Source organism: Herpetosiphon llansteffanensis, from assembly GCF_003205875.1.
In the GTDB taxonomy this organism is placed as follows: Bacteria; Chloroflexota; Chloroflexia; order Chloroflexales; family Herpetosiphonaceae; genus Herpetosiphon; species Herpetosiphon llansteffanensis.
On the sequence record NZ_PUBZ01000011.1, the window covers coordinates 80,115 to 101,528 of the forward strand.

Genomic DNA, 21,414 nt, shown 5'->3' on the forward strand with positions numbered 1-21,414 from the left:
TGACACTTCTCAAGGAATATGCTCCCTGAGCTGCTTTTTAGCGTCACAAACGTTGTGTGACACTTCGTGACACTTCGTGACACTTCTCATGCGCTATATCTCCACAATTGCATCGTCCGACCATTCGCGGCTTTAGTCTCAAGCAGGTCAATTTGGCCAGCGAGGCGTAAGACTTCAAGGACTTCGGTAATCTCTTTTTTGGATTGATGCGTTTGACGACACAGATCGCGCACCGTTAATCCCGAAAGCGAATCTTTCAGAACGGCGAGCAGCTTATCACCCAGCTTGGTTTCTTCACTCTGAATCCCATCGCTCCAAATGCGGTGCAAGTCGCTGCGCCAGCGCTCGACAATGGTGATCGCCCGTTTGAGGTGATCGAGCTGCATCACCACTGGTAACGCGGGGCAATCCATGGCGGCCAGAATCATGGCGACGCGCAGGACGTGCCCAGGGAATCGGGCGTAACTGGCATAGAGCGTGTCGGGTAAGCCATTGTTCGGCAGATCAAAGCGCAACGCCTTGTCATAGCGCTTCCACAACGTCATCACGCCAGGCGCGAGCCGGATGGCACTGGGCGGATGCTCGTTATAAATCCGCACAAAGCGCTTGATATTCTCTTCTGGCACGTCATCGACCAATTCGGCTTCTGGCTTCGGAAAGAGCGCATCAAGCGCCTGCAAGTCCTGAATCAAGCGCTCCGGCATTACCAGCTCATCGGGAAACTCGGCATAGCATGGTGGGGCATCGGGAATCAGAATTGCGAAGCGACTCCACAACCCTTCATCCCACAGCTTTTCACTGCGCAGGTGATCTTCGATATTCTTGGGCGTGGTTGCGCCAAGAAAGGAGAGGCTGGCATCGCGGATGGTTGTGCGGCCATGGGTGATCGTTTCATGGGCCAAATACTCAGGGTTATCAAAGAGCTTGAGTAAGAGCGAGAGCAGCTCGGCCATATACTCTTTTTTCATATCGCTGAATAAAAACCCTGCTTCGTCGAGTAACCATGCCCGTTGGGCCGCTTGGGCACGGGCGAGCAGCCACTGTTCACGGTCGTAATCACTATAGCTGTCCAGCTTGTCGGGGATGACGGTCGAAAACTGCTGGAGCAGCGATTGGGGGGTGCTTTTGTCAGGTAGGAGCAAGTGGCCAAGGCCAGCGCGCCGTAGCACCCGCTCGACGACCTTCATCGCGGTCGATTTGGCGTAGCGCCCTGGTGGGGCAACAAACAGCGCATAAATATTCGGGTAATAGAAGGTTTCACCAATTTGGAGATATAGCCGTCGCGCGATCGCGGTAGCGGCAAGGAAGAGGCCCGCCGCCTCATGGAAAATCGGTGGCGTGACCGGACTTGCTTGGCTGGCATAGTCGATAAATGTATCAAGCCACTGCCCACATGCGCCGTGCTGCCGGATGGTTTTCGTGAGTTCACTCGGCAGCGGCGGCATGGTACGTAAAACGGTTGGGGCAGGCTGATCAACGAGCAAGGCTGCCACCCGACTATCCACCCGAATCGCGGTTTCCAGTGCGGTTTGCACGGCAGGCGCGCCACCGTGCTCAAAGGCATACACCAAACTTTGCATCATTGCTAACCATTCTCCCCAATCACGGGTCAGGTCAATCGTCTGGCCTGCGAGCAACTGCTGTAGCGCAGTGCGCACCTGCACATAGAGTGGAGTTGTCATGTATCTATCCTCGGTGCTGCGGGAGAACACTCACCACAGCACCCTATACTTGCAAAAATGGGAAGGAGAGGATGCTGCCCCAATCACCGGTGGCGATTGGGGCACCTGATTACGTCGACTCTGGCGTTTTGTCTTCGCCTTGAGCTGCATCAATCAAGAGGCGTTGAATTCGTTCCTGGTTGGCCTCGATCTCTGCGAGCAGCAGGGCGATCTTGGTCAGGATAAGTTCGACGGCTTCGGGATTGTTCAAGTGGTAGCGTTGATGCACCACTTGGTTGAGCAACTCTTTGGCTCGGATAGCTTGCTTCGACGATTGCGCGGCGTTCGCCAGCGCTTCGAGTCGATGTTCGTTCACCACGTTCGGCCAACGGAGTCGTCGCCGTGGCATCCACATCCCTTTCTTGGTGGTCGCCATTCACGAGGTCAAAGACAACCGCACGGGTTTGCTGGCGACGTTTGATCATGCGCCAGACTTGCCACGTAATAATGACCCCACCACCAATGCCAAAGCTGGCGATGATCTGCTGCTCATACTGGGGCCAGCTGGCGTTCGGGGTAAGGCGGATGGCGATTCCTGCGGCAGTTACGCACAACAGGGTTCCGACAACCACTTCAATCCACGTCCAATCTGGTTCCAAGTAGTGCTTGTAATGTTCAAGCATCACGGCATACAGCATCGTGGCCATGGCCAAACCGATACCAATATTGATGGGCATAGATCCCCCTATCAGCAGGTTTTTTGTCAAAAACATGCTGACTTTCTGTACACTTTTTCCCTTGTTTCTACCGGGATAGGTGGGCATACTGGAGGCTTATAAGCATGACTCCACCTTCTCGAGGAGATTCACGCCTTGCCGTTTTTGGGTCGCCTCATGGGATGAAAGTTGGGCGTAATGCAGCGACATTTGAATCGTTTCATGGCCCATCAACACCCGCAGACTCTCAGCGTCAAGACCGTGCTTGATCAGTTCGCGGGCAAAGGTGGCACGAAAGGAGTGAATCAAACGCCGCACATCGTTGCGGATCGCCGCGTCGGATGCTAAGCGATCAAAACTCTGGTGTACGCCGCTAATCGTCAGTGTTTTTTGCTGGCGATGGCTGACAAACAGCGCAGGGTTCGTATCGGTTCGACTGGCGATGTAGGTTCGAAGGACTTCTTGGGTAGCGGATGAAATCCAGATATACCGATCCTTGCTGCCTTTGCCAAGAATCATGGCGCAGCCCTCAGAGTCAAAGCTGGTCCGGCGGAGTTGAATCAGTTCACTGACCCGAACGCCGGTATCCAGTAAGACACAGAGCATGGCTTTTTCACGAAGCTCGGCAACCAGCAGGAGGCGCTTAATTTGATCCATGGTGTAGTGAGCGGGTAAGCGCTTGGGTAATCGGGGTTTGAGTTTATCGGTATTAACTGGCTGAATATAACCTTCTTCAGCAAGCCAGCGCACGAGGATGAGCGCATCATTGACGTAGCTATAGTGACTGGCAATGCTTAAGTTTTGTTGGGCTAAGTACGCACTGTAGGCCCGCAATAACGCCCGACTGAGCACCTGATTTGGTTGCTCCAGCACCCACGCTCCAAAGCGTCCTAACCGGATTCGGTAGGTGGTAATGGTGGCAGGGCTGCGGCGTTCGGCGACTTTTGCGGACAAATATTCTTCAATCCATTGGCTAATCATACGAAATGACCTCGATCTATCGCGTTATCCCCGAAGGGATAGCGTGTGCGTTCGCAAATACTCGACTCGAGGCCGCGCGGAGCGGAAAGAGTATGTGATGGGATACCTCTGCAGGTAGTGCTAAAGGGGTATCTCATTACAGGTCTTCAGACACACTGCGTTAAGGGGTGCTTGCACAACCAGCAATGGCGGTCGCCATTTTTTGGGTATAGCAAAGCAACCTACACGTTTGGTATTGGCAAATGGCTATGGCTTGGGTGATCTTCCAATTCTGGAAGCAACACAAAGCCGACCGTCATTCACCAATCGGTGTGAGGAAGACAGGAAACACACTGAGTCAAGGTCATTGGTATAACACTCATCCATCGTAACCTTGCTTTGTGTCGATGGAGAGTGATGATCGTCAATCTCCGAACGATCATCGTTATGTATTAGCAAATGCCGGAGCGCGTGAATGGTTGAAGGCCGCAAGCGGCATTCAGGAATAGGGAAGTCGGTGGGCAGGATTCCCAGGACGACATATGGTAAGCTTCGTGGATTCAATGATCCTGAATGCCCATGAAGCGTGGTAGATAAGCAGCGTGTCTTTGCATCAGTCCTGCTTATCGAACAAGTGGCGTGTCTAGCATCAACCACTTGTATTGGGTTTCTAGCAACGAGTGCATGCCAGATCCAAGGGAAGGCTATTGCTTTAATAAAGCACCCGATAACAATAGCCATGTTGGAAAGCTCGATGTGTCGAGTCAAGTTCGGCGTTAGCGTACCATATGCCAACCATGCAGAACGTTAACGCTCTATAAGAAAATGGTTTTTGTAGTGACAGTGCATTGCAGCAATGTGGTGTTGCTGGCGAGCAGAAGCCAATAATCCTCCTTCAAAGCAGCCTGGCAAAACAGGGTGCTTGCTTCGCATTTTAGGCAAACCTGTTAATCAATGGGTCCTAGGTTCGAGTCCTAGTCAGGGAGCCACTTCTTTTTACAATTGATAATCCCTGATAGCTCAGTTGGTAGAGCGGTTGACTGTTAATCAGCATGTCCTAGGTTCGAGTCCTAGTCAGGGAGCCACAACCATAAACACCCATCTGAGATTTCAGATGGGTGTTTATCATTTAATAAATCCACGCTTAATCACGCAATAGCTTCGCCAAATCCGTGAGCAGTAATTAGCCATCTGACGATTGCGGTACACTATAACCCAGCATTATGCTCAATTATCAAAGACTCTCGGGTTTCGCTGACGAGTACTTAATAGGTGAATCGTTGGCGCATACTGATGAAAGGATGCTATGAAGCAGGCTGTTGGAGATTCAGCGGTTTCTTCACCCCATAACACCGATCCAGCGGTCAAGCGCCAACGCTGGTTTGGCATGACGGCCATGATCATCTCGGCAATGGCCTTTGGTTGGCTGGGAGTGTTTGCGCGGCTAGCCTACGACGATGGCACTGAGCCGATTACGGTCTTATGTTTGCGATTTAGCATTGCCGCAATCGTGATGCATGGCATGCTGCGCCTGCGCGGCGAACGGCTGCCGCGTGGCAAGTTACTAATTGGGTTAATTTTATTGGGCGGGATTGGCTATGTGGGCCAGTCGCTGGCCTATTTTGTGGCGCTGACCATGGCCTCGGCGGGCTTGGTTGCGGTGTTGCTCTACCTCTATCCTGGGCTGGTTACGCTGCTTGCCGTAGTGTTCTTCAAGGAGCGCTTGACCACGCGCAAGCTGCTAGCCTTGGCTCTTGCCTTGGCGGGCACAGCGTTGGCAATCGGCCCTATTGGTGGCGGCAAGCCACTTGGTATCATGCTTGGCATTGCCGCAGCGGTGATCTACGCCATCTACATCACAGTAGGGAGCCAAATTACCGCCCGCGCTGGAGCGATTCCAGCATCGACCGTGATTATGAGCGCTGCGGCGGTCGTCTATACAGGCATTATGCTAGCGCGCGGCCCAGTTTGGCCAGCAAGTATCAACGGCTGGCTGGCAATTGTGGGCATCGCGCTGGTTGCCACGGTGCTGGCAATTGTGATGTTCTTTGTTGGGCTGGAACGCATTGGGCCAACCGCCGCCTCGACCATCTCGGCGTTGGAACCGTTGGTTTCGGTGGGGGCAGCGGTTGTTGTGCTGCACGAACCAGTCAGTTTCTGGCAACTTGGTGGTGGCTTGCTGATTCTGACTGCGGTTGTGCTGTTGGCACGCAATTCGCAAACATAGCTGAGTTAAAAACAGAGCGATCGATAGCGAACCATCGATCGCTCTACCGATTAATGCAGCATCATTTTCTCAATGCTTCATCACTGTTTATGCCAATTTACTGCCAACTACTCAGAGCGGCCTACAAAGGGCAAATACAGTTTCCAACTTGGCGGAGCTGTAGTCGGCGATGCGATCGTTATGGTCGTTGTTGGAGTGCTGGTTGGAGTGGTGGTGGTTGGCGTAGTTGATGCTGGAGTGCTGGTTGGAGTGGTGGTGGTTGGTGTCACGCTCGGTGGAGTGGTTGCAGTTGGCGTGATGGTTAACGTCGGCGTAATTGTGACAATTGGCGTGACGCTTACGGTTGGTGTTACGGTTGGCGTAATCGTAGCCGTCGGCGTAATCGTTGCCGTTGGAATTACGGTTGCCGTTGGAATTACGGTTGCCGTTGGCGTGACCGTTGCCGTTGGCGTAATCGTTGCCGTTGGAATAACGGTTGCCGTCGACGTGACGGTTGCCGTTGGCGTGATGGTCGCAGTTGGTGTAAAGGTAGGAACGAGCGTAGCGGTTGCCGTTGGATCAGGAAAACCAGTAAACAAGATCATGTATAAGGCGCTATTGGCTCCAATTTGGCGCGAATCACTTGCCAAGAAATTGAAGTCGGTTTGCCCAGTAACATTGCGATAATAGCCATAGTTTGGCCCAACTAACGGTACCGAACCAGCCGCAAAGGCAGGAGCACCAGTACCGCCACGAATTGCTGTGGTCAGGTTCGTTGTATCGACCAAGCCAGCACCGCTATCGCCACGAATATTGATCGTCACGCCATGATTGCTGAGGCCAGTCAGGGTCAGCGGGTTCGTCAACGGAATTGAAATATCGTAAAGTCCTCCGGCTATTAAGCTAGCGCCTCCAAGATCAAAGGTTAGTAAACCGCCAACTGGGGTCGTAAACACCCGTGTATTGGTAGCATTAAAACTATCCCAAAATTGAATTCGAACTTCAATTTTAGTATAGGTTGTTGCTGAGAGCGAAACCAGCCCAAACTGCAGTGCCGTAATATCGCTTGCTGATGCCAAATTGAATGCTTGGCCCATATAGGTGTGCGGTGTTGACGCAATCGTAATAAAGTCATCAGCACCAGTAATGGCATCAAATACTGGTGTGATTACCTGCGGCGGACGAGCACTCGTCAGCAACGAGCCACCATGCTTGAGTTGCCCCATTGATTGGTCGAGTGCGACTTCAGGCAAGCCTTGGGCTTGACGTGTAGCGCTGGTCGTTGTGGGCGAGACAGCAAAGCTGGCAAGCAACGCTAACAAACAACCAACAGCACTCAGGATCCCTAACTGGCGATGGATTCGATTCATGGATACCTCCTATATCGCATGGTACCTAGCTTCAGCAGAAGCCAGCTAGCTAACTAGCAATGATGAGGCCATAGAATCCACCTCGATCACTTAAAAGCAGCGATTCGCGTCAATCATTAAGGATCATAACGCCATAGATGGATGGTGCAACCACGCAACGAAGCGGCTAAATAGCTGCCACTTACATCCCATTCAAGAATAAATGGAATCATGATCATTCTTGCACCAACTTCCGCAACATCAGTTATAACCGTTGCTAGATGTTTCCCATGGCGATCCCAACATTGAATCTGATTATTCCAACCTGCGATGGTCAAGAAATCGCCAGTTGGATGCCATGCGAAAGCCATGACCGTTGTCTCCAATTCAATGCTGATGCTCTGGCCATTTAAATTACGTATTTGGAGTTTGGTTTGATTGGCTTGGGCTAGCAGAGCGCCATCAGGCGACCATCCAAAACAACGACCATGTTCCCACTCACGTTGATCACTGTCCAGTTCCCATTGATCAAGCATGTGGCCCGCGCGATCAATCAAGAGCACTGTGAATTGCATTCGAATAGCAAACATTCGTGAGCTGGGATGCCAAATAATTTCAAGCACCTGGCTGATTTGGCGAGGTTTGATGCTAGTTTGCGTCACGAGTTGGCCATTACGTTGCCAAATACGCAACTCAATTGTGTTTAAGGTAGGTTGATTCCACGCAGCGACCAGACATTCGCCATCAACCGACCAAACTAGATTATCTTTAAACGATTCTGGCACTGGATTCTCACCAAGCCGATGAATCGTAGCACGCGCTAAATCCCATAATTGCCAAAAATTCTGTTTGGCGATATAGCTAACGACTTGTGGATAAACTGGATTCCACGCCATGCGTGAGCCTGGTATTTGATGGATCAAACGACCATGGTGATTCCACAATTGAATAGTATTGGCTCGAACTGCAAGCATAGTGCCATTCAGTACCCATTGCAGTTCCTCAACATAGCTCTGGCACGTTAATTTGGTTTGCAATTGGCCATCAGCATTCCAAATTGTCACATCATGGCGTTTTTTGTAATCTAAGGTTGAGCCACTTGCTAATAGCGCCTGCTGTGGATGCCATGCGATTGGATTTGGCGTATAGCCCCATTTGCCACATTGAACGTGATACGTAATCATGGTAGTGCGCCTTAGGATTTACAGTTTTGATCATAATATGAGGAAGATTGAGTAGTTGAAGCTTTATTATAATGTGAGGAACATCGATGCAGCAACCAACATGGCAGATTAACAGCCAGCAACAAACATGGAACGTACGTTGGTATGCCGCCGATAGCGAGCCAGCAGGCAAAGCTCATGGCTCGGCTGGCATTTGCCTCACGCCCAATCTTCAAATTTTAGTGGTAAGCCAAAATAGGATTGATTGGGATGTGCCAGCTGGTCGTAGCGAATTGGGCGAATCGTGGGCAGCAACCTTGCAGCGTGAGCTGGCCGAAGAAGCATGTGCCAGCGTGCAAAGTGCCAGCTTATTGGGCTTTTGCCAAAGCCAATGCTTGAATGGGGCAGAACAAGGCTTAGTGCTAGTGCGCGCATTTTGGTTGGCTCAGGTTGTAATCCAGCCATGGCAACCACAATTCGAAATGATCGAACGGCGCATTATCGACCTAAGCGAAATTTGGGGCTACCTGCCACATGCCTATCTACCAGTGTATCGCCATGTGTTGCAGGTAGCCTCATTGTTTATTGAAGTCGATTAGATTAACTGTTTCCGCTGAGCACGAGCCATTAGATTTAGCGCATCCAGCGATTCATACCTATTTCCCATACGACGATTAAAGTACTCAATTGAGCGATTAATAAGCTCACTACAATAAATGTAAGACAGCGAAACAGCACATATAATTGAATTTTCCGAGTATAGATTAAACCAAAGCCATAGCTAAATAATCCTAGCAGCATGAGCACTGGTAGGAGATTCCATCCTTTCGATAACCAGTACAATAAAGGAATCGATAGTACGGTAATCATTATCATTTTGATCAGCATATATTCAGGTTGAAGTGGTAATGTTGATTGATTAATATGTTTAAACAAAATTGTAATAAAACCAAACGACGATACTGTCACAAATATTATTGTTATCAATATAGGTAATATTCTTGCAATTGTTGGAATGTTAACAACCATAGTTGGTGTATAAAATGGTATTAGTAAACTAAGTAAGAAAAATAAATTTCTCCAGCCATACGTTTTACGATCAAAATCAATACTGTCAATCATTTCTGGCAAATTATCAAGACCATAGCCTAAAAAGATAACTCCTGCAAAGATAAGGAGCTTTAGAAATAATACCCAATTTGAGGCTATCAATAGTGAAGAAGGCAACATAAATAGCCCAAGGATGATACATGGCAAGGAAAGAATCAAGAAAATGTACGGGCGTGGTTGTTTAATTAAACGATTGAACATACGTTCTCCTCAGACAATAAATTTGGCCATTTGGTTGATATTCTCAATCAAGCGCTGATAGTACGTGTCGACTGGCTTAGGGTTACATAGATTTCCAAACCGTAGACCTCGATCCCCAACAACCGATCTCCATTTTTGCCTTCTGCCTTCATACTTCATCCTTATTAAGGTTGGGTTAAATTGATCCACGAAGCGCACGAAGGACACGAAGGCTCCGTTTTTTAGCCACGAATTGCACGAATTGCACGAAGCATGTTCGGCTAGCTTCATCGCACTTTTGACTTTTGACTTTTGATTTGGTATTTCATCCTTCATCCCTCATCCTTCCAAAATTGCCCCTTGACTCTATAGCATAGTATAGGGTTTATGCTAGGCAGCAGAAAGGAATTGAGCGATGCAAATTGGCCAAGTAGCCCGCCGCTGTGGCGTAAGTGTCCAAACTGTCCGGTTGTATGAACGCATGGGCTTGATCGAAACCGCCCAACGCCGCGAATCGGGCTATCGCGATTATTCGAGCACTGTGGTTGCACGAATTTTGGCGATTAAACAAGGCCAAGCACTTGGCTTTAGTCTACGCGAAATGGGCATGTTTCTGCAACTTAGCCCGCAAACCACCGAGCAAGCGTTGATTGAGCAATTCGTTGAGCAAAAAGTGCAGCAAATTGACCAAACGATTCAACAATTTCAACGCTTGCGCTTGGCGCTCGAAGAATTTGCCACTCGTTCCGCCGACGACCCGCGTGAATGCCCGGTCATTTATGCTTTGGCCGAGATGGCCTGTGTACAAGGAGTTTCTGATGCGTAGAACAGCGCAAAGTTTACGCTGGTTTGGGTGGTATGCGGTTAGCACGGGAATTGTGGCCGCGCTCGCACCAAATCTTATTTTGGGCTTTTTTGGCTTGCCTGCAACCAGCGAGGTTTGGCCACGCGTGGCGGGCATGCTCATTGGCTTTATCGGCGTATTACACATGAATGTTAGCCCAATCAATCTGCAACGCTATGCCTTGGCGACAGTGGTGTTGCGGCTTAGCGTGCCGTTGATCTTTGGTTGGTGGGTGCTTAGCGGGCTTGGGCCATGGCAATTGCTATTTTTTGCTGGCGCTGATGTGGTTGGAGCACTGGCAACCTTGTGGGGCTTGCGGGTCGATCAACAAGCGGGCAATTCACGCCAAACTAGCGCAATTGCCCGCTAAAAAAGCTAATCGCGAACGTGACCAGCGCCGCGCACAATCCATTTATAAGAGGTCAGTTCGCGCAAGGCCATCGGGCCACGCGCATGCAATTTTTGGGTGCTGATCGCAATTTCAGCGCCCAAGCCCATTTGCGAGCCATCGGTGAACCGCGTTGAGGAATTGGCATACACGACCGCCGAATCAACCTCATTCAAAAAGCGCTCGATTGCGGTTGGGTCTTGCGATAAAATCGTATCCGAATGGTCAGTCCCATACTGATCAATATGCTCAATTGCTTGATCAAGCCCATCGACCACCCGCACAGCCAAGATTAATGCAGAAAATTCTTGCCCAAAATCCTCAGGCTGGGCCGCGACTACATGCCACTCGCTGCTACCAGCCTCGCGCAAAATCGCCAAGGATTCAGGATCGCAGCGCAATTCGACCTTGTGCTCTTGCAAGGCAGCACCCAAACGCGGCAAAACTTTGGCAGCAGCACTGCGTTCAAGCAACAAAGTTTCGAGCGAATTGCAGACACTTGGGCGTTGCACTTTGGCATTGACGATAATTGGCACAACTTGATCGAGCGGCGCAGTATGGTCAACATAGGCATGGCACACACCAATTCCGCCAGTAATCACCGGAATCGTGGCCGTTTGGCGACAAAAATCGTGCAAGCCTGAGCCACCGCGTGGAATAATCATATCGACGTAGCGATCCAATGTCAGCAAGCCGCGCACCAATTCACGATCAGGATTATCGATCAATTGCAAAGCATCAGCGGGCAAATCGACTCGTTCTAAGGCGCGGCGCAAGGCCTGCACCAACGCTGCTGCCGAACGGGTAATTTCCTTGCCACCACGCAAAATCACTGCACTGCCAGCTTTGATGCACAAGGCGGCCACATCGGCGGTAACATTTGGCCGCGCCTCGTAGATTACGCCGACCACACCCAGCGGCACGCGCCGCTTTTCGATCCGCAAGCCATTGGGCAGCACGCCTTGCTCAAAAACCTCGCCAACTGGATCGGGCAACACAGCGACGGTGCGCACATCGTTGGCAATCGCTTCGAGCCGTTGCTCATTAAGTAGTAAACGGTCAAGCAAAGCCGGAGTTAAGCCAGCCTCGCGCCCCAGCCGCATATCAGCAGCATTGGCCGAAAGAATCGATTCGCGATCAAGGCTTAGTTCTTCGGCCATCGCTTCAACGGCTGCATTGCGTTGCGCCGTGGTTGTGCGGGCCAATAATCGGGCTGCCAGCTTTGCGCGCTGACCCATTGCCTCAAGCATTGGAGACTCCTCATTGACTAGCCATCATAACTCGCCGAGTGGTGCTGCTGGATGAGCTTCACCTTCGAGATCGCCTTCGAGTTGCCAGCGCACTGCTGCATGCAAATGCACAGCATCGTTGTAGCCGCCCAAAAACCAACGCACCTGCCCACCCCGCTGATGCTGATACCAATGAGTCAAGGATGTATTGGTCACTTCTAGGTCAACATTCGGTTGCTCGCTGCGGGTATGTGGCCAAAAATAGCTTAATGATGATTCTATCACCCAACCATGGCAAACAATCGCAATCGTCGCATCAGGATTAGCATTCAGCACCCGTTCAAAATTGGTGTGGGTGCGCAGGCAGAAGCTTTGCCACGTTTCGCCACCTGGCGATAGAGGCTTGCGCAAATCAAAATCAAATTTGCCATAGCGTTGATTATATTCTTTCCAGCTTAGGCCATCGGCCTCGCCAACGTTGAATTCGCAAAACGTCTCATCGTAGAGCAAGGGTTGGTCAAAGGCTGGCGCAATAATTTCGGCGGTTTGCATTGCCCGTGGCATCGTACTACAAATGAAGAGATCGGGCACGATTTCACGGGTGGCGATCAGGCGATCGCGCAAATGTTCAGCTTGTTGCACGCCCAAATCGGTCAAACCACGATCGCCTTTGATGCCGCCAATAATTGGCTCGACATTCACCACAGCCTGCCCATGGCGAATCAAATACAGTTTAGCCATAAAACCCCTTTATAGTAAGGATGAAGGATGAATTATGAAGGTTGAATGCCCATCCTCCACTATTCACACCTTTTTTACAAGGATGAAGGATGAATTATGAAGGTTGAATGCCCATTCTTCAAATATCATCCTATATTCTATGTTCATTGTTCTATATTCAGTTTTTCATCCCTCATCCCTCATCCCTCATAATTCATAATTTATCAGACGTTCTATGTTCGGTTTTTCATCCCTCATCCCTCATCCCTCATCCTTAACAAAAGCTACCATATCATCGCGGTGAATAACTTCGTCGCCGTAGGAATAGCCGAGAATATGTTCGATGTCGCTGGTGCGTGAGCCTTTGATTTGGGCAACTTCGTGGGCGGCGTATTGGCACAAGCCACAGGCAATCGCCTGACCATCGGGCGCGACAATCGCCACGGTTTGGCCCCGTCGCCACTCACCCTCGACCGCCACAATTCCTGCTGGCAACAGGCTGCGACCTTGCTGGGTCAGGGCTTGCACCGCTCCAGCATCAACCGCAATATGCGCTTGGCGCACGCGCTCGGCCATAATCCAACGTTTGCGGCTCTCCAAGCGGGTGCTGACTGGGCGAAAACGCGTGCCAACACTCTCGCCAGCGGCCAAGCGCAACAGCACATCAGGCTCGTTGCCAGCAGCAATGATCATAGTTGTGCCAGCGCGCGTAGCTAATTCGGCAGCCTGAATTTTGGTAAACATCCCGCCAGTGCCACGATGCGAGCCAGCAGCCCCAGCCAACGCATAGACCTGTTCGGTCACCGCTGCCACATCGTCGATTAACTGAGCTGCGGGGTTTTGGCGCGGATCGGCGCTATACAAGCCAGCAATATCGCTCAAAATAACCAAGAGTTGCGCATCGACCAAATTTGCTACCAACGCCGAAAGGGTGTCGTTATCGCCAACCCGAATTTCATCGACTGCCACCGCATCGTTTTCATTGATAATCGGCAACACCCCGATTTCCAAGCAGGTTAATAGGGTTGCACGCGCATTCAGGTAGCGCACCCGATCACGCAGATCGGCGCGGGTCAGCAAGGTTTGGGCAACCGGCACATCGTAAATTTCAAATAACTGGCCATAGATGTGCATTAATCGACCTTGACCAACCGCCGCCAAGGCCTGTTTGTGGGTCAATTCACGTCGCCGTTTGGGAAAGCCCAAGCGCTCCCAGCCGGCCAAAACCGCCCCCGAGGAAACCAACACAACGTCGTGGCCAGCGGCACGCAAGTGGGACATCTGACGCGCCAAATCGACCATGCGCGGGCGATGCAAACGGTCGGTGCCATCGGTCAAAACGCTGGTGCCAAGTTTAATTACAATTCGCATAGCAAGCTCTATTCATCAAGATGAGTATAAAAGCTATTTTAACGCCTAGTGCCAAATCATAAAAGCTGCATTTTGAAACCACCAAGAGCACGAAGGATGAGTTTTTAGCCACGAATTGCACGAATTCCACGAATGATCATTCTTTTAGCCACAGATTGCACAGATTGGCTTGATTATGTATTGATGTTCAATCATTTCATCGCTCATAATACAGCCTTCATGTTTAATTTTAGTCACGAATTGCACGAAGCTGTGGCTATCGGCTTTAGGCTATGGGCTATTGATTTTTGCCTTTTGAATTTCATCGCTCATACTTCATCTTTCATGCTTATTTTCTGCCTTTTGATTTTTGACTTCTGAATTTCATCGCTCATAATTCATCCTTCATCCTTGGTTTCTACCTTGGCTTTCATCCCTCATCCCTCATACTTCATCCTTATTTTCTGCCTTTTGATTTTTGACTTCTGACTTTGCTCTATGTTCTATGTTCTAAAACGACTAGGCCACAGAGCAAAATACTCCATGGCCTGTAAATACTTTTTCGTTATGTCAAATAATTATTTTTTGCCAACAGCTTGAGCGTGGGTATGCTTGACCGCCAAAATTGCTTCAAGCTCGGCTTCTTTGCCTGGCAAGCCATGGCATGCTTTGAATTTCTTGCCGCTATCGCAAGGGCAAGGATCATTGCGTCCGATTTTGATAATAATGCGGCGGGCTGGAGCAGCTTGCCCAGCAGCGTTGCTCACGCGGCGAGCAGCGCCACCAACACCCCGTTTAGCTGGCTTAGGTGCTTCTTCGGTGGCGTTTTCCGAGCCACCAGCAGTTTGAGCCATTGCCAAACGAGCTTCCATTTCCAGCTCAACTTGGCGCAAGCGCACTTGCCAGTTAGCTGCATCGGTGAAGAAGTTGTAGACAATTCGGTTTTGAATATTGCCTTTGAGTTCATCGAACATCTTATAGGCTTCGCGCTTGAAGGCCACCAACGGATCTTGTTGGGCAATCGCCACGTTGCCAATGCCTTGGCGCAATTCATCAACCGCCGTCAGATAATCGATCCATTCGCGATCGATTGCGCCGAGCATTTCCTGGCGCTCGAAGTGAGCAAAGAAGGCTTCGGGGCCGCTAACGCCAGGAATTGGCTGCACGCCACGTTGCAACAAACCAGTATATTGGGTTGCCAACTCTTGGCCCAAGCGATTGTAGGCTTCTTCGACAACATCGGTCGCAATTTCGCCAATTTCATCAGCTTGGCGGCCTTTGAAACGAGCGGCCAATTCAGTTTCTTGGGCTTTGAGTTGGGGCACAATCGCATACAACTGGCGCAAGAAGCCTTCCATATCTGGCTGATCAAGCTCTTTGTTATCGAGGAAATCTTCGACATGAGCTTCGATTTCGTCAACCACCATCTCAAGGATGCGGTCGCCCATATCTTCGCCACCAAGAATGGCATGGCGGTCGGCGTAGATAACTTCGCGTTGCTTGTTCACCACGTCGTCGTATTCGACCACATGTTTACGCACATCGAAGTTATAGCCTTCAACCCGAGTTTGCGCGCTTTCGATGGCTTTATCGAGCAAGCCCGATTCGAGTGGCAATTCTTCCTCGCCATCAGACATACGTTCCATCAAGCGCTTGATCGTGTCGATGCGTCCGAAGCGGGTCATCAACTCGTCTTCAAGCGAGATGAAGAAGCGCGATGAACCAGGGTCGCCTTGACGGCCAGCCCGACCACGCAGCTGATTGTCGATCCGGCGAGCTTCGTGGCGCTCAGTACCAATGATGTGCAAACCACCAGCATCCATCACAGCTTTACGTTCTGCTTCGACATCGGCTTTGGCTTTGGCGGTTGCTTCGGCCAATTGTTCAGGCGTTGCCTCGGTGATGGTTGTGCCAAGCGCTTTAAGATGCTCCTCGACCAAACCATCGGGATTCCCGCCAAGCAAAATGTCGGTACCGCGACCAGCCATGTTGGTTGCAATCGTAATTGCCCCGGTGCGACCAGCTTGGGCCACGATATAGGCTTCACGTTCGTGTTGCTTGGCGTTCAAGAGATAGTGTTCAAGCCCTGATTGATTGAGCAAATTGCTGACAATTTCTGAGCTTTCAACCGAGGTTGTACCAACCAAGACTGGGCGGCCAACTTCGTGCATCTCTTTGATTTCACGCAGCACAGCGTTATATTTGGCTTTTTGGGTTGCATAAATATGGTCGCGATAATCTTCGCGCACCACTTGGCGATTGGTTGGGATAATCACCACTTCCAAATTGTAGATTTTGCTAAATTCTTCTGCTTCGGTGATTGCCGTACCAGTCATGCCACCAAGTTTGTTGTACATCCGGAAGTAATTTTGGAAGGTGATGGTTGCCAAGGTGACGTTTTCGCGGCGCACCTCGACCGATTCTTTGGCTTCAACCGCTTGGTGCAAGCCATCCGACCAACGCCGACCAGGCATCGTCCGTCCAGTAAACTCATCGACGATCACGACTTCGCCATTTTGCACCACATAATCAACATCACGATGAAAAACATATTCGGCTTTGAGCGCGTTTTCCAAGTAGTGGGTCAATTCGAAGTTCTTGGCATCGTACATGTTCTCGCCTTCGGGCAAGTTGAGGCGTTTTTCCATCACCTCCAAGCCCGATTCGGTCAAAGTAATCGAGCGCGATTTTTCGTCGATCCAGTAATCGCCGTCGAAATCGTCTTTCAAGCCTTTGCGCACTTCATCAGGCGAAATGCTTGAGCGCTTGAGGCCACGCACCAATGATGAGAAACGGCGATAATTATCGCTGGATTCTTGGGCTGGGCCTGAGATAATCAACGGCGTACGGGCTTCGTCGATCAAAATATTATCAACTTCGTCGACAATCGCGTAGTGCAATTCACGCTGCACACATTGATCTTTGTGCTGCACCATGTTATCGCGCAGATAATCGAAGCCATATTCGTTATTCGTGCCGTAGGTCATATCGGCCATATAGGCTTCGCGGCGTGAGCAAGGCCGCCAGTGGACCAAACGACTATCATCTTGCTTGGCGTTGGGGTCGATATAATTGGGGTCGTAAATTGCTGAATAATCGTGGGCGATATAGCCAGTGCTGAAGCCAAGGCTATGAAAAATTGGCCCCATCCAACCACCACCAACTTTGGCGAGGTAGTCGTTGACGGTAATCAAGTGTGCGCCACGACCTGCAATTGCGTTGAGAAACAAGGGCAAGGAAGCCACAAGGGTTTTACCTTCACCAGTTTTCATTTCGGCAATGCGGCCTTCGTGCAGCACAATCCCGCCGATCATCTGGACATCGTAGTGACGTTGGCCAATAACGCGGCTTGAGGCTTCGCGCACGAGGGCAAACGCTTCAGGCAACAATTCATCAAGTGCTGAATCTTCGATAATCCGTAATTCTTTTTGATAGTCTTTTTCGACGGTTGAATCGTGGCGATTTTCGTCGGCGTAGCGGTCGTCGAGCGCTTCACGATCCGCTTTGGTAAGCTCTGCGAACCGTGTGCGTAATTCAGCCGTTTTTTCACGGAGTTGTTCATCGCTAAGAGCCTTGAATGTTGGCTCAAGGGCGTTAATTTCATCTAAGGTTGGCTGCATTTTCTTCACAACCTTAGCGTTGGGGTCGCCCAGTAATTTCCCAAGCCATTTAAACATGTGGTACCTCGTGGTGTCTGAATATCGGCAGCACGGCTGCATCGCTAGATTATACCACGCAGCTTTGGCGCTTTGAATGGCTTAAAAGCTGCTTAAACGAAATGTTAACGCACTGCCAATAATCGTCGATCTTCACGATTAAGCAGCTGTTGAAACTTGCCAAGAAAGCGTCCAAGTTGGGGATCGCTGCGCTCCAACGGCACATCATCAAGCGCAAACCAGCGGATTTGGGCGAATTCAGCCTGATCGTAGCGCAAGGTTTGCTGCGAATCGGCCTGCACCACATACCACAACGAAACATCAATATGGCCTGCGGTCAGACCAACGGTTTCGGTTACGCTAATAAAGCATGGCTCTGGCCAATAAAACTGCGCTTCAATCCCCAATTCTTCCTCAATCTCGCGGCTGACGGTGCTTGCTGGATGCTCATCTGGCTCAACATGGCCACCGCAAGGTAACCACAACTGGGCATTACGGTGATCAACTAATAAAATCTGGGCAGTTGCCGGATCATAGACCACAATGTAGGAAACGAGGTGCATCGGGGGCGTGGCAGGCTTAGCGGTGCGAAACAACGGTGCATCGCTATCGATCCAGGTCAAGGTTTTGTTACAATCTGCTTGCTCACGTAAGTCCAATGGTGCGATCTGGTTGACTAAGCCACGAATGGTTGAACGCATAAATTCCTCCAACAATCCTCAATCTGAGCCACGAAAGTTGGCTATAGGCTATTGACTATAGGTTATTGACTAGTGGTTATTGACTATAGGCTTCTCCAATAAATCTCCGATAGCCCAAAGCCCATAGCCAAACATCCTCTGCGCCGCTGCGTTATAACGACATGTTTTTGAATTTTGACTTCTGCCCTTTGATTTTCCCCCTTCATCCTTCATCCCTCATCCTTCATACTTTTAAGGCTTCGATGCTGCCAACCAGCAATGGCACGCTATCGTTGATAAAGTTTTCGAGATTTTGGCAGCGGTCGCTATAGAGCCAGCGTGCGGCCAAGGCAAACACCGACCAACTGAGCATAGTTGCTAACAATTGGCGTTGGGTTGCAGCAACGCTACGCAACGGCACATAATGATCAAGCCACGTTTGAATATGTTGTTCTAGCATGCGTTTGATCTGAGTTTCAGCCAACGAATCGAAAAAGCGATGATATTGATTACACTGGCCATGAATCATCGTCCAATGATCAGCAATTGCCCACAGCAAGGCCTGCATATAACGCGTCGGCGTGTCGGGATAATGCTGCATACGCCGATCAAGAAACATCATAAAGCCATCGCGAATTAATTCATCAACTAAGGCATATTTATCGCTGAAATGGGCATAGAAGGTTGCCCGATTAATCGTCGCAGCTTCGGCAATCTCGTTAACGGTGACTTCCTCAAAGGTACGAGTGCGCAAGAGCTGAATTAATGCATCAAGAATTAATTTACGCGTACGCTTGGTGCGCGGGTCGATTTTTACAGCGTTTCCCAACATTTTGGCTCCTTTGTTGCCTAAGCAACAAATTTTCGTTTTTGCTGGTTGACACTATAGCACGGGTTCTCTATGCTATTCAACAGATGTCAATTAAACAACGAGTGTTGTTTAGATTTCAATCGATTAGTGAGGTTTTCAATTATGGCTCATACTCAAGGTTTGGTCGCGATCACCGGTGCAGCAGGTCAATTAGGGCGCTTGGTTTTGCAAGAAGTATTGACAAAAGTTGCAGCAAATCAAGTTGTGGCAATCACCCGTGATCCTGCCAAATTAGCTGATGTTGCTGCCCAAGGCGTAAAAGTCGTTGCTGGCGATTTCAACGATCCAGCAAGTTTGACCGCTGCCTTGGCTGGGGTCGAACGGGTTTTGCTGATCAGCATCGATGTTGTCGGTAGCGAACGAGTGCGCTTGCAAACTGGTGCGGTCAAAGCAATCGCTGACGCTGGCGTGAAGCATATCGTTTATACCTCGGCAACGAATCCTGCCGAAGCCCCCATGGAATTTGTGCGCGAACACGCCGCCACCGAAGAAGCCATCAAGGCCAGCGGTTTGAGCTACAGCTTCTTGCGCAACAACTTCTACTTTGAAACGATCACCGATAAGGTAAAAGGTGCCTTGGCTGGTGGCGTAATTGCTGCCGCTGCTGGCGATGCTGCTGCTGGCTTGGTTGCCCGCGCCGATTGTGCCGCTGCCGCCGCTGCTGCCTTGGTCAGCGATAATACCGCTTCAGAAGTTTACGATATTACTGGCCCAGTGAGCTTAACTCACAAAGCAATCGCTGAAACCGTCGCCGAATTTGCAGGCCGCGACGTAGTATATCAGCCAATCGATGCTGCCAGCGCTCAACAGCAACTTGAGCAATATGGCCTGCCAGCGCCAGTTGCCGGCTTTGTCGTCGCCATCGATCACGATTTGATCGGCTCAGGCGCGTTGGATGTTGTGACCAACGATGTTGAGCGCTTGACTGGCAAGCCAGCTCAATCATTGGCCGAATATCTTAACGCAAATCGCGCGTTGTTTAGCTAATATTCAGCTTGATCAAACAGGCAGCCATTAATTTGGCTGCCTGTTTTTTAATGATTTAATTACTTGCTGGTCGTAGGATTATGAATTGGCAGGCCAACCACGTTGCCCCATTCGGTCCATGAGCCGTCGTAATTGCGCACATTTTTGTAGCCCAACAATTCGTGCAGCACAAACCATGTTAACGATGAGCGTTCGCCAATGCGGCAATAAACCACGGTATCGCTTTCAGGTGTTACGCCAACATCGCCATATAATTGGCTAATTTCGTCGGCGCTCTTGAATGTTCCATCGTCGTTGACCGCTTTGGCCCACGGCACATTGACCGCGCCAGGAATGTGGCCGCCACGCACAGCGCCTTCTTGAGGATATTCGGGCATGTGCAGTTTTTTGCCAGTAAATTCATCTGGCGAGCGCACATCGACCAAGCTATGGCCTGATGGCAATTCAATTGCGGTTTGGCGCGGGTTTGGCCGTCCGATATGAGCCAACACATCATCGCGGAACGCGCGGATTTCGGGCTTTGGCTCGCCGACGACATAGCTGGTTGGCTCGAAGCTTGGCACAGTTCGGGTCAATTCGCGGCCTTCATCGATCCATTTTTTGCGGCCACCGTTCATAATTTTAAGCTTTTCGTGGCCAAGCAATTGGAAAACCCAGTAGGCATAGCAGGCCCACCAATTATTTTTATCGCCATAAAATACGATTGTGGTGTCGTTGCTAATGCCAAAGCGGCTCAGCAAGGCAGCAAAATCATCGCCATCAATGTAATCACGAATCTGGAGATCGTTTAAATCATCTTGCCAATTGATTTTGACAGCGTTGGCGATATGCCCCATCTCATAGAGCAAAATATCTTCATCCGACTCAACCAAACGCACATCTGCATCATTCAAATGTTCTGCAACCCAATCAGTGCTGACCAACACATCAGGATTCACGTAATCGCTCATCGATGGCTCCTTTATTGAAATTAATACTTAGGCTTCAAGCAAAATCTGATCGTTCTCGATTTTGAGGTTATAGACTTTCAATGGCTCGGTCGCTGGCAATGAGCGCGGGCGGCCACTGGCCAAATCAAAACGTGCGCCATGCAGCGGGCATTCGATAGTGCAATCATCAGCATCCAACTCGCCTTCGTGCAATTCGGCGTAGGCATGGGTGCAAATGTTGCTGGTAGCAAAATACTGGCTGCCACAGCGAAAAATCCCCACTTGCTCACCAGCAAAATCAACCTGAATCGCTGGCGTATCGGCCAAATCGTGCAGCGTTGCAACAACTTGATAGCTCATCTCGTTATTCCTTAATTTATTAACTAAATTGATTAACAATGATCGAGCAAAGAAA

The 21,414-nt window shown here is 50.1% G+C and carries 19 protein-coding genes and 1 tRNA gene; 6 read left to right on the top strand and 14 right to left on the bottom strand.

The window, feature by feature from the left end:
- Window positions 1-86 precede the first annotated feature (86 nt).
- The 3 genes from C5S61_RS00675 to C5S61_RS00685 form a co-directional block, all read right to left on the bottom strand.
- Window positions 87-1,682 (bottom strand): DUF3987 domain-containing protein, encoded by a 1,596-nt coding sequence (locus C5S61_RS00675; protein WP_110513216.1) that lies wholly within the window; start codon window positions 1,680-1,682, stop codon window positions 87-89.
- Between the two features lie 149 nt (window positions 1,683-1,831).
- The gene (locus C5S61_RS00680) at window positions 1,832-2,398 is read right to left on the bottom strand and encodes a hypothetical protein (protein ID WP_110513217.1); all 567 of its coding nucleotides are present in this window, start codon (window positions 2,396-2,398) and stop codon (window positions 1,832-1,834) included.
- 96 nt (window positions 2,399-2,494) lie between these two features.
- Window positions 2,495-3,358, bottom strand: coding sequence for a tyrosine-type recombinase/integrase (locus tag C5S61_RS00685; protein ID WP_110513218.1), 864 nt, complete (start codon window positions 3,356-3,358; stop codon window positions 2,495-2,497).
- 988 nt (window positions 3,359-4,346) lie between these two features.
- Between C5S61_RS00685 and C5S61_RS00690 the strand changes: the two genes are divergently transcribed.
- Window positions 4,347-4,422: transfer RNA gene (locus C5S61_RS00690), tRNA-Asn, on the top strand.
- Window positions 4,423-4,643: 221 nt separating this feature from the next.
- The gene (locus C5S61_RS00695) at window positions 4,644-5,564 is read left to right on the top strand and encodes a DMT family transporter (protein ID WP_110513219.1); all 921 of its coding nucleotides are present in this window, start codon (window positions 4,644-4,646) and stop codon (window positions 5,562-5,564) included.
- A gap of 107 nt (window positions 5,565-5,671) precedes the next feature.
- Here C5S61_RS00695 and C5S61_RS00700 read toward each other — a convergent pair whose 3' ends face one another.
- Both C5S61_RS00700 and C5S61_RS00705 read right to left on the bottom strand, forming a co-directional pair.
- Window positions 5,672-6,913 (bottom strand): hypothetical protein, encoded by a 1,242-nt coding sequence (locus C5S61_RS00700; protein ID WP_110513220.1) that lies wholly within the window; start codon window positions 6,911-6,913, stop codon window positions 5,672-5,674.
- A gap of 116 nt (window positions 6,914-7,029) precedes the next feature.
- On the bottom strand, window positions 7,030-8,076 hold the full coding sequence (locus C5S61_RS00705) for a WD40 repeat domain-containing protein (protein ID WP_110513221.1): 1,047 nt from the start codon (window positions 8,074-8,076) through the stop codon (window positions 7,030-7,032).
- A gap of 86 nt (window positions 8,077-8,162) precedes the next feature.
- Between C5S61_RS00705 and C5S61_RS00710 the strand changes: the two genes are divergently transcribed.
- The gene (locus C5S61_RS00710; protein WP_110513222.1) at window positions 8,163-8,654 is read left to right on the top strand and encodes an NUDIX hydrolase; all 492 of its coding nucleotides are present in this window, start codon (window positions 8,163-8,165) and stop codon (window positions 8,652-8,654) included.
- Between the two features lie 34 nt (window positions 8,655-8,688).
- Here the strand turns inward: C5S61_RS00710 and C5S61_RS00715 are convergent, their stop codons facing one another.
- Window positions 8,689-9,366 (bottom strand): hypothetical protein, encoded by a 678-nt coding sequence (locus C5S61_RS00715; protein WP_110513223.1) that lies wholly within the window; start codon window positions 9,364-9,366, stop codon window positions 8,689-8,691.
- A 394-nt stretch (window positions 9,367-9,760) separates the two neighbouring features.
- On the opposite strand from C5S61_RS00715, the gene C5S61_RS00725 reads away from it, so the two are divergent.
- Together C5S61_RS00725 and C5S61_RS00730 are read left to right on the top strand one after the other, a co-directional pair.
- On the top strand, window positions 9,761-10,171 hold the full coding sequence (locus C5S61_RS00725) for a heavy metal-responsive transcriptional regulator (RefSeq protein ID WP_110513225.1): 411 nt from the start codon (window positions 9,761-9,763) through the stop codon (window positions 10,169-10,171).
- Window positions 10,164-10,559, top strand: a complete 396-nt coding sequence (locus C5S61_RS00730; protein WP_110513226.1) for a hypothetical protein — start codon at window positions 10,164-10,166, stop codon at window positions 10,557-10,559. The genes C5S61_RS00725 and C5S61_RS00730 overlap by 8 nt, the downstream gene beginning before the upstream one ends.
- Before the next feature lie 5 nt (window positions 10,560-10,564).
- On the opposite strand, the gene C5S61_RS00735 is transcribed toward C5S61_RS00730, so the two are convergent.
- The 6 genes from C5S61_RS00735 to C5S61_RS00765 all read right to left on the bottom strand — a co-directional run bounded on the left by C5S61_RS00735 (window position 10,565) and on the right by C5S61_RS00765 (window position 19,044).
- Window positions 10,565-11,827 carry a glutamate-5-semialdehyde dehydrogenase gene (locus C5S61_RS00735; RefSeq protein ID WP_110513227.1) on the bottom strand — a complete coding sequence of 421 codons (1,263 nt, stop codon included), beginning with the start codon at window positions 11,825-11,827 and terminating at the stop codon, window positions 10,565-10,567.
- A 24-nt stretch (window positions 11,828-11,851) separates the two neighbouring features.
- Complete coding sequence (locus C5S61_RS00740; protein WP_110513228.1) at window positions 11,852-12,547, bottom strand: histidine phosphatase family protein; 696 nt, start codon at window positions 12,545-12,547, stop codon at window positions 11,852-11,854.
- A gap of 240 nt (window positions 12,548-12,787) precedes the next feature.
- A complete protein-coding gene (gene proB, locus C5S61_RS00745) occupies window positions 12,788-13,897 on the bottom strand; it encodes a glutamate 5-kinase (protein ID WP_110513229.1) in 1,110 nt (369 codons plus the stop codon).
- Window positions 13,898-14,454: 557 nt separating this feature from the next.
- Window positions 14,455-17,553 carry a preprotein translocase subunit SecA gene (gene secA / locus C5S61_RS00755; protein WP_110513231.1) on the bottom strand — a complete coding sequence of 1,033 codons (3,099 nt, stop codon included), beginning with the start codon at window positions 17,551-17,553 and terminating at the stop codon, window positions 14,455-14,457.
- A 104-nt stretch (window positions 17,554-17,657) separates the two neighbouring features.
- Entirely contained in the window at window positions 17,658-18,233 is a 576-nt protein-coding gene (locus tag C5S61_RS00760) for an NUDIX hydrolase (RefSeq protein ID WP_110513232.1), read from the bottom strand.
- Window positions 18,234-18,456: 223 nt separating this feature from the next.
- Entirely contained in the window at window positions 18,457-19,044 is a 588-nt protein-coding gene (locus tag C5S61_RS00765; protein WP_110513233.1) for a TetR/AcrR family transcriptional regulator, read from the bottom strand.
- 141 nt (window positions 19,045-19,185) lie between these two features.
- Between C5S61_RS00765 and C5S61_RS00770 the strand changes: the two genes are divergently transcribed.
- Window positions 19,186-20,070, top strand: a complete 885-nt coding sequence (locus C5S61_RS00770; protein WP_164689144.1) for an NmrA family NAD(P)-binding protein — start codon at window positions 19,186-19,188, stop codon at window positions 20,068-20,070.
- A 59-nt stretch (window positions 20,071-20,129) separates the two neighbouring features.
- On the opposite strand, the gene C5S61_RS00775 is transcribed toward C5S61_RS00770, so the two are convergent.
- Both C5S61_RS00775 and C5S61_RS00780 read right to left on the bottom strand, forming a co-directional pair.
- A complete protein-coding gene (locus C5S61_RS00775) occupies window positions 20,130-21,020 on the bottom strand; it encodes a sulfurtransferase (protein WP_110513235.1) in 891 nt (296 codons plus the stop codon).
- Window positions 21,021-21,047: 27 nt separating this feature from the next.
- Window positions 21,048-21,359, bottom strand: coding sequence for a Rieske (2Fe-2S) protein (locus tag C5S61_RS00780; RefSeq protein ID WP_110513236.1), 312 nt, complete (start codon window positions 21,357-21,359; stop codon window positions 21,048-21,050).
- Window positions 21,360-21,414: the final 55 nt, after the last annotated feature.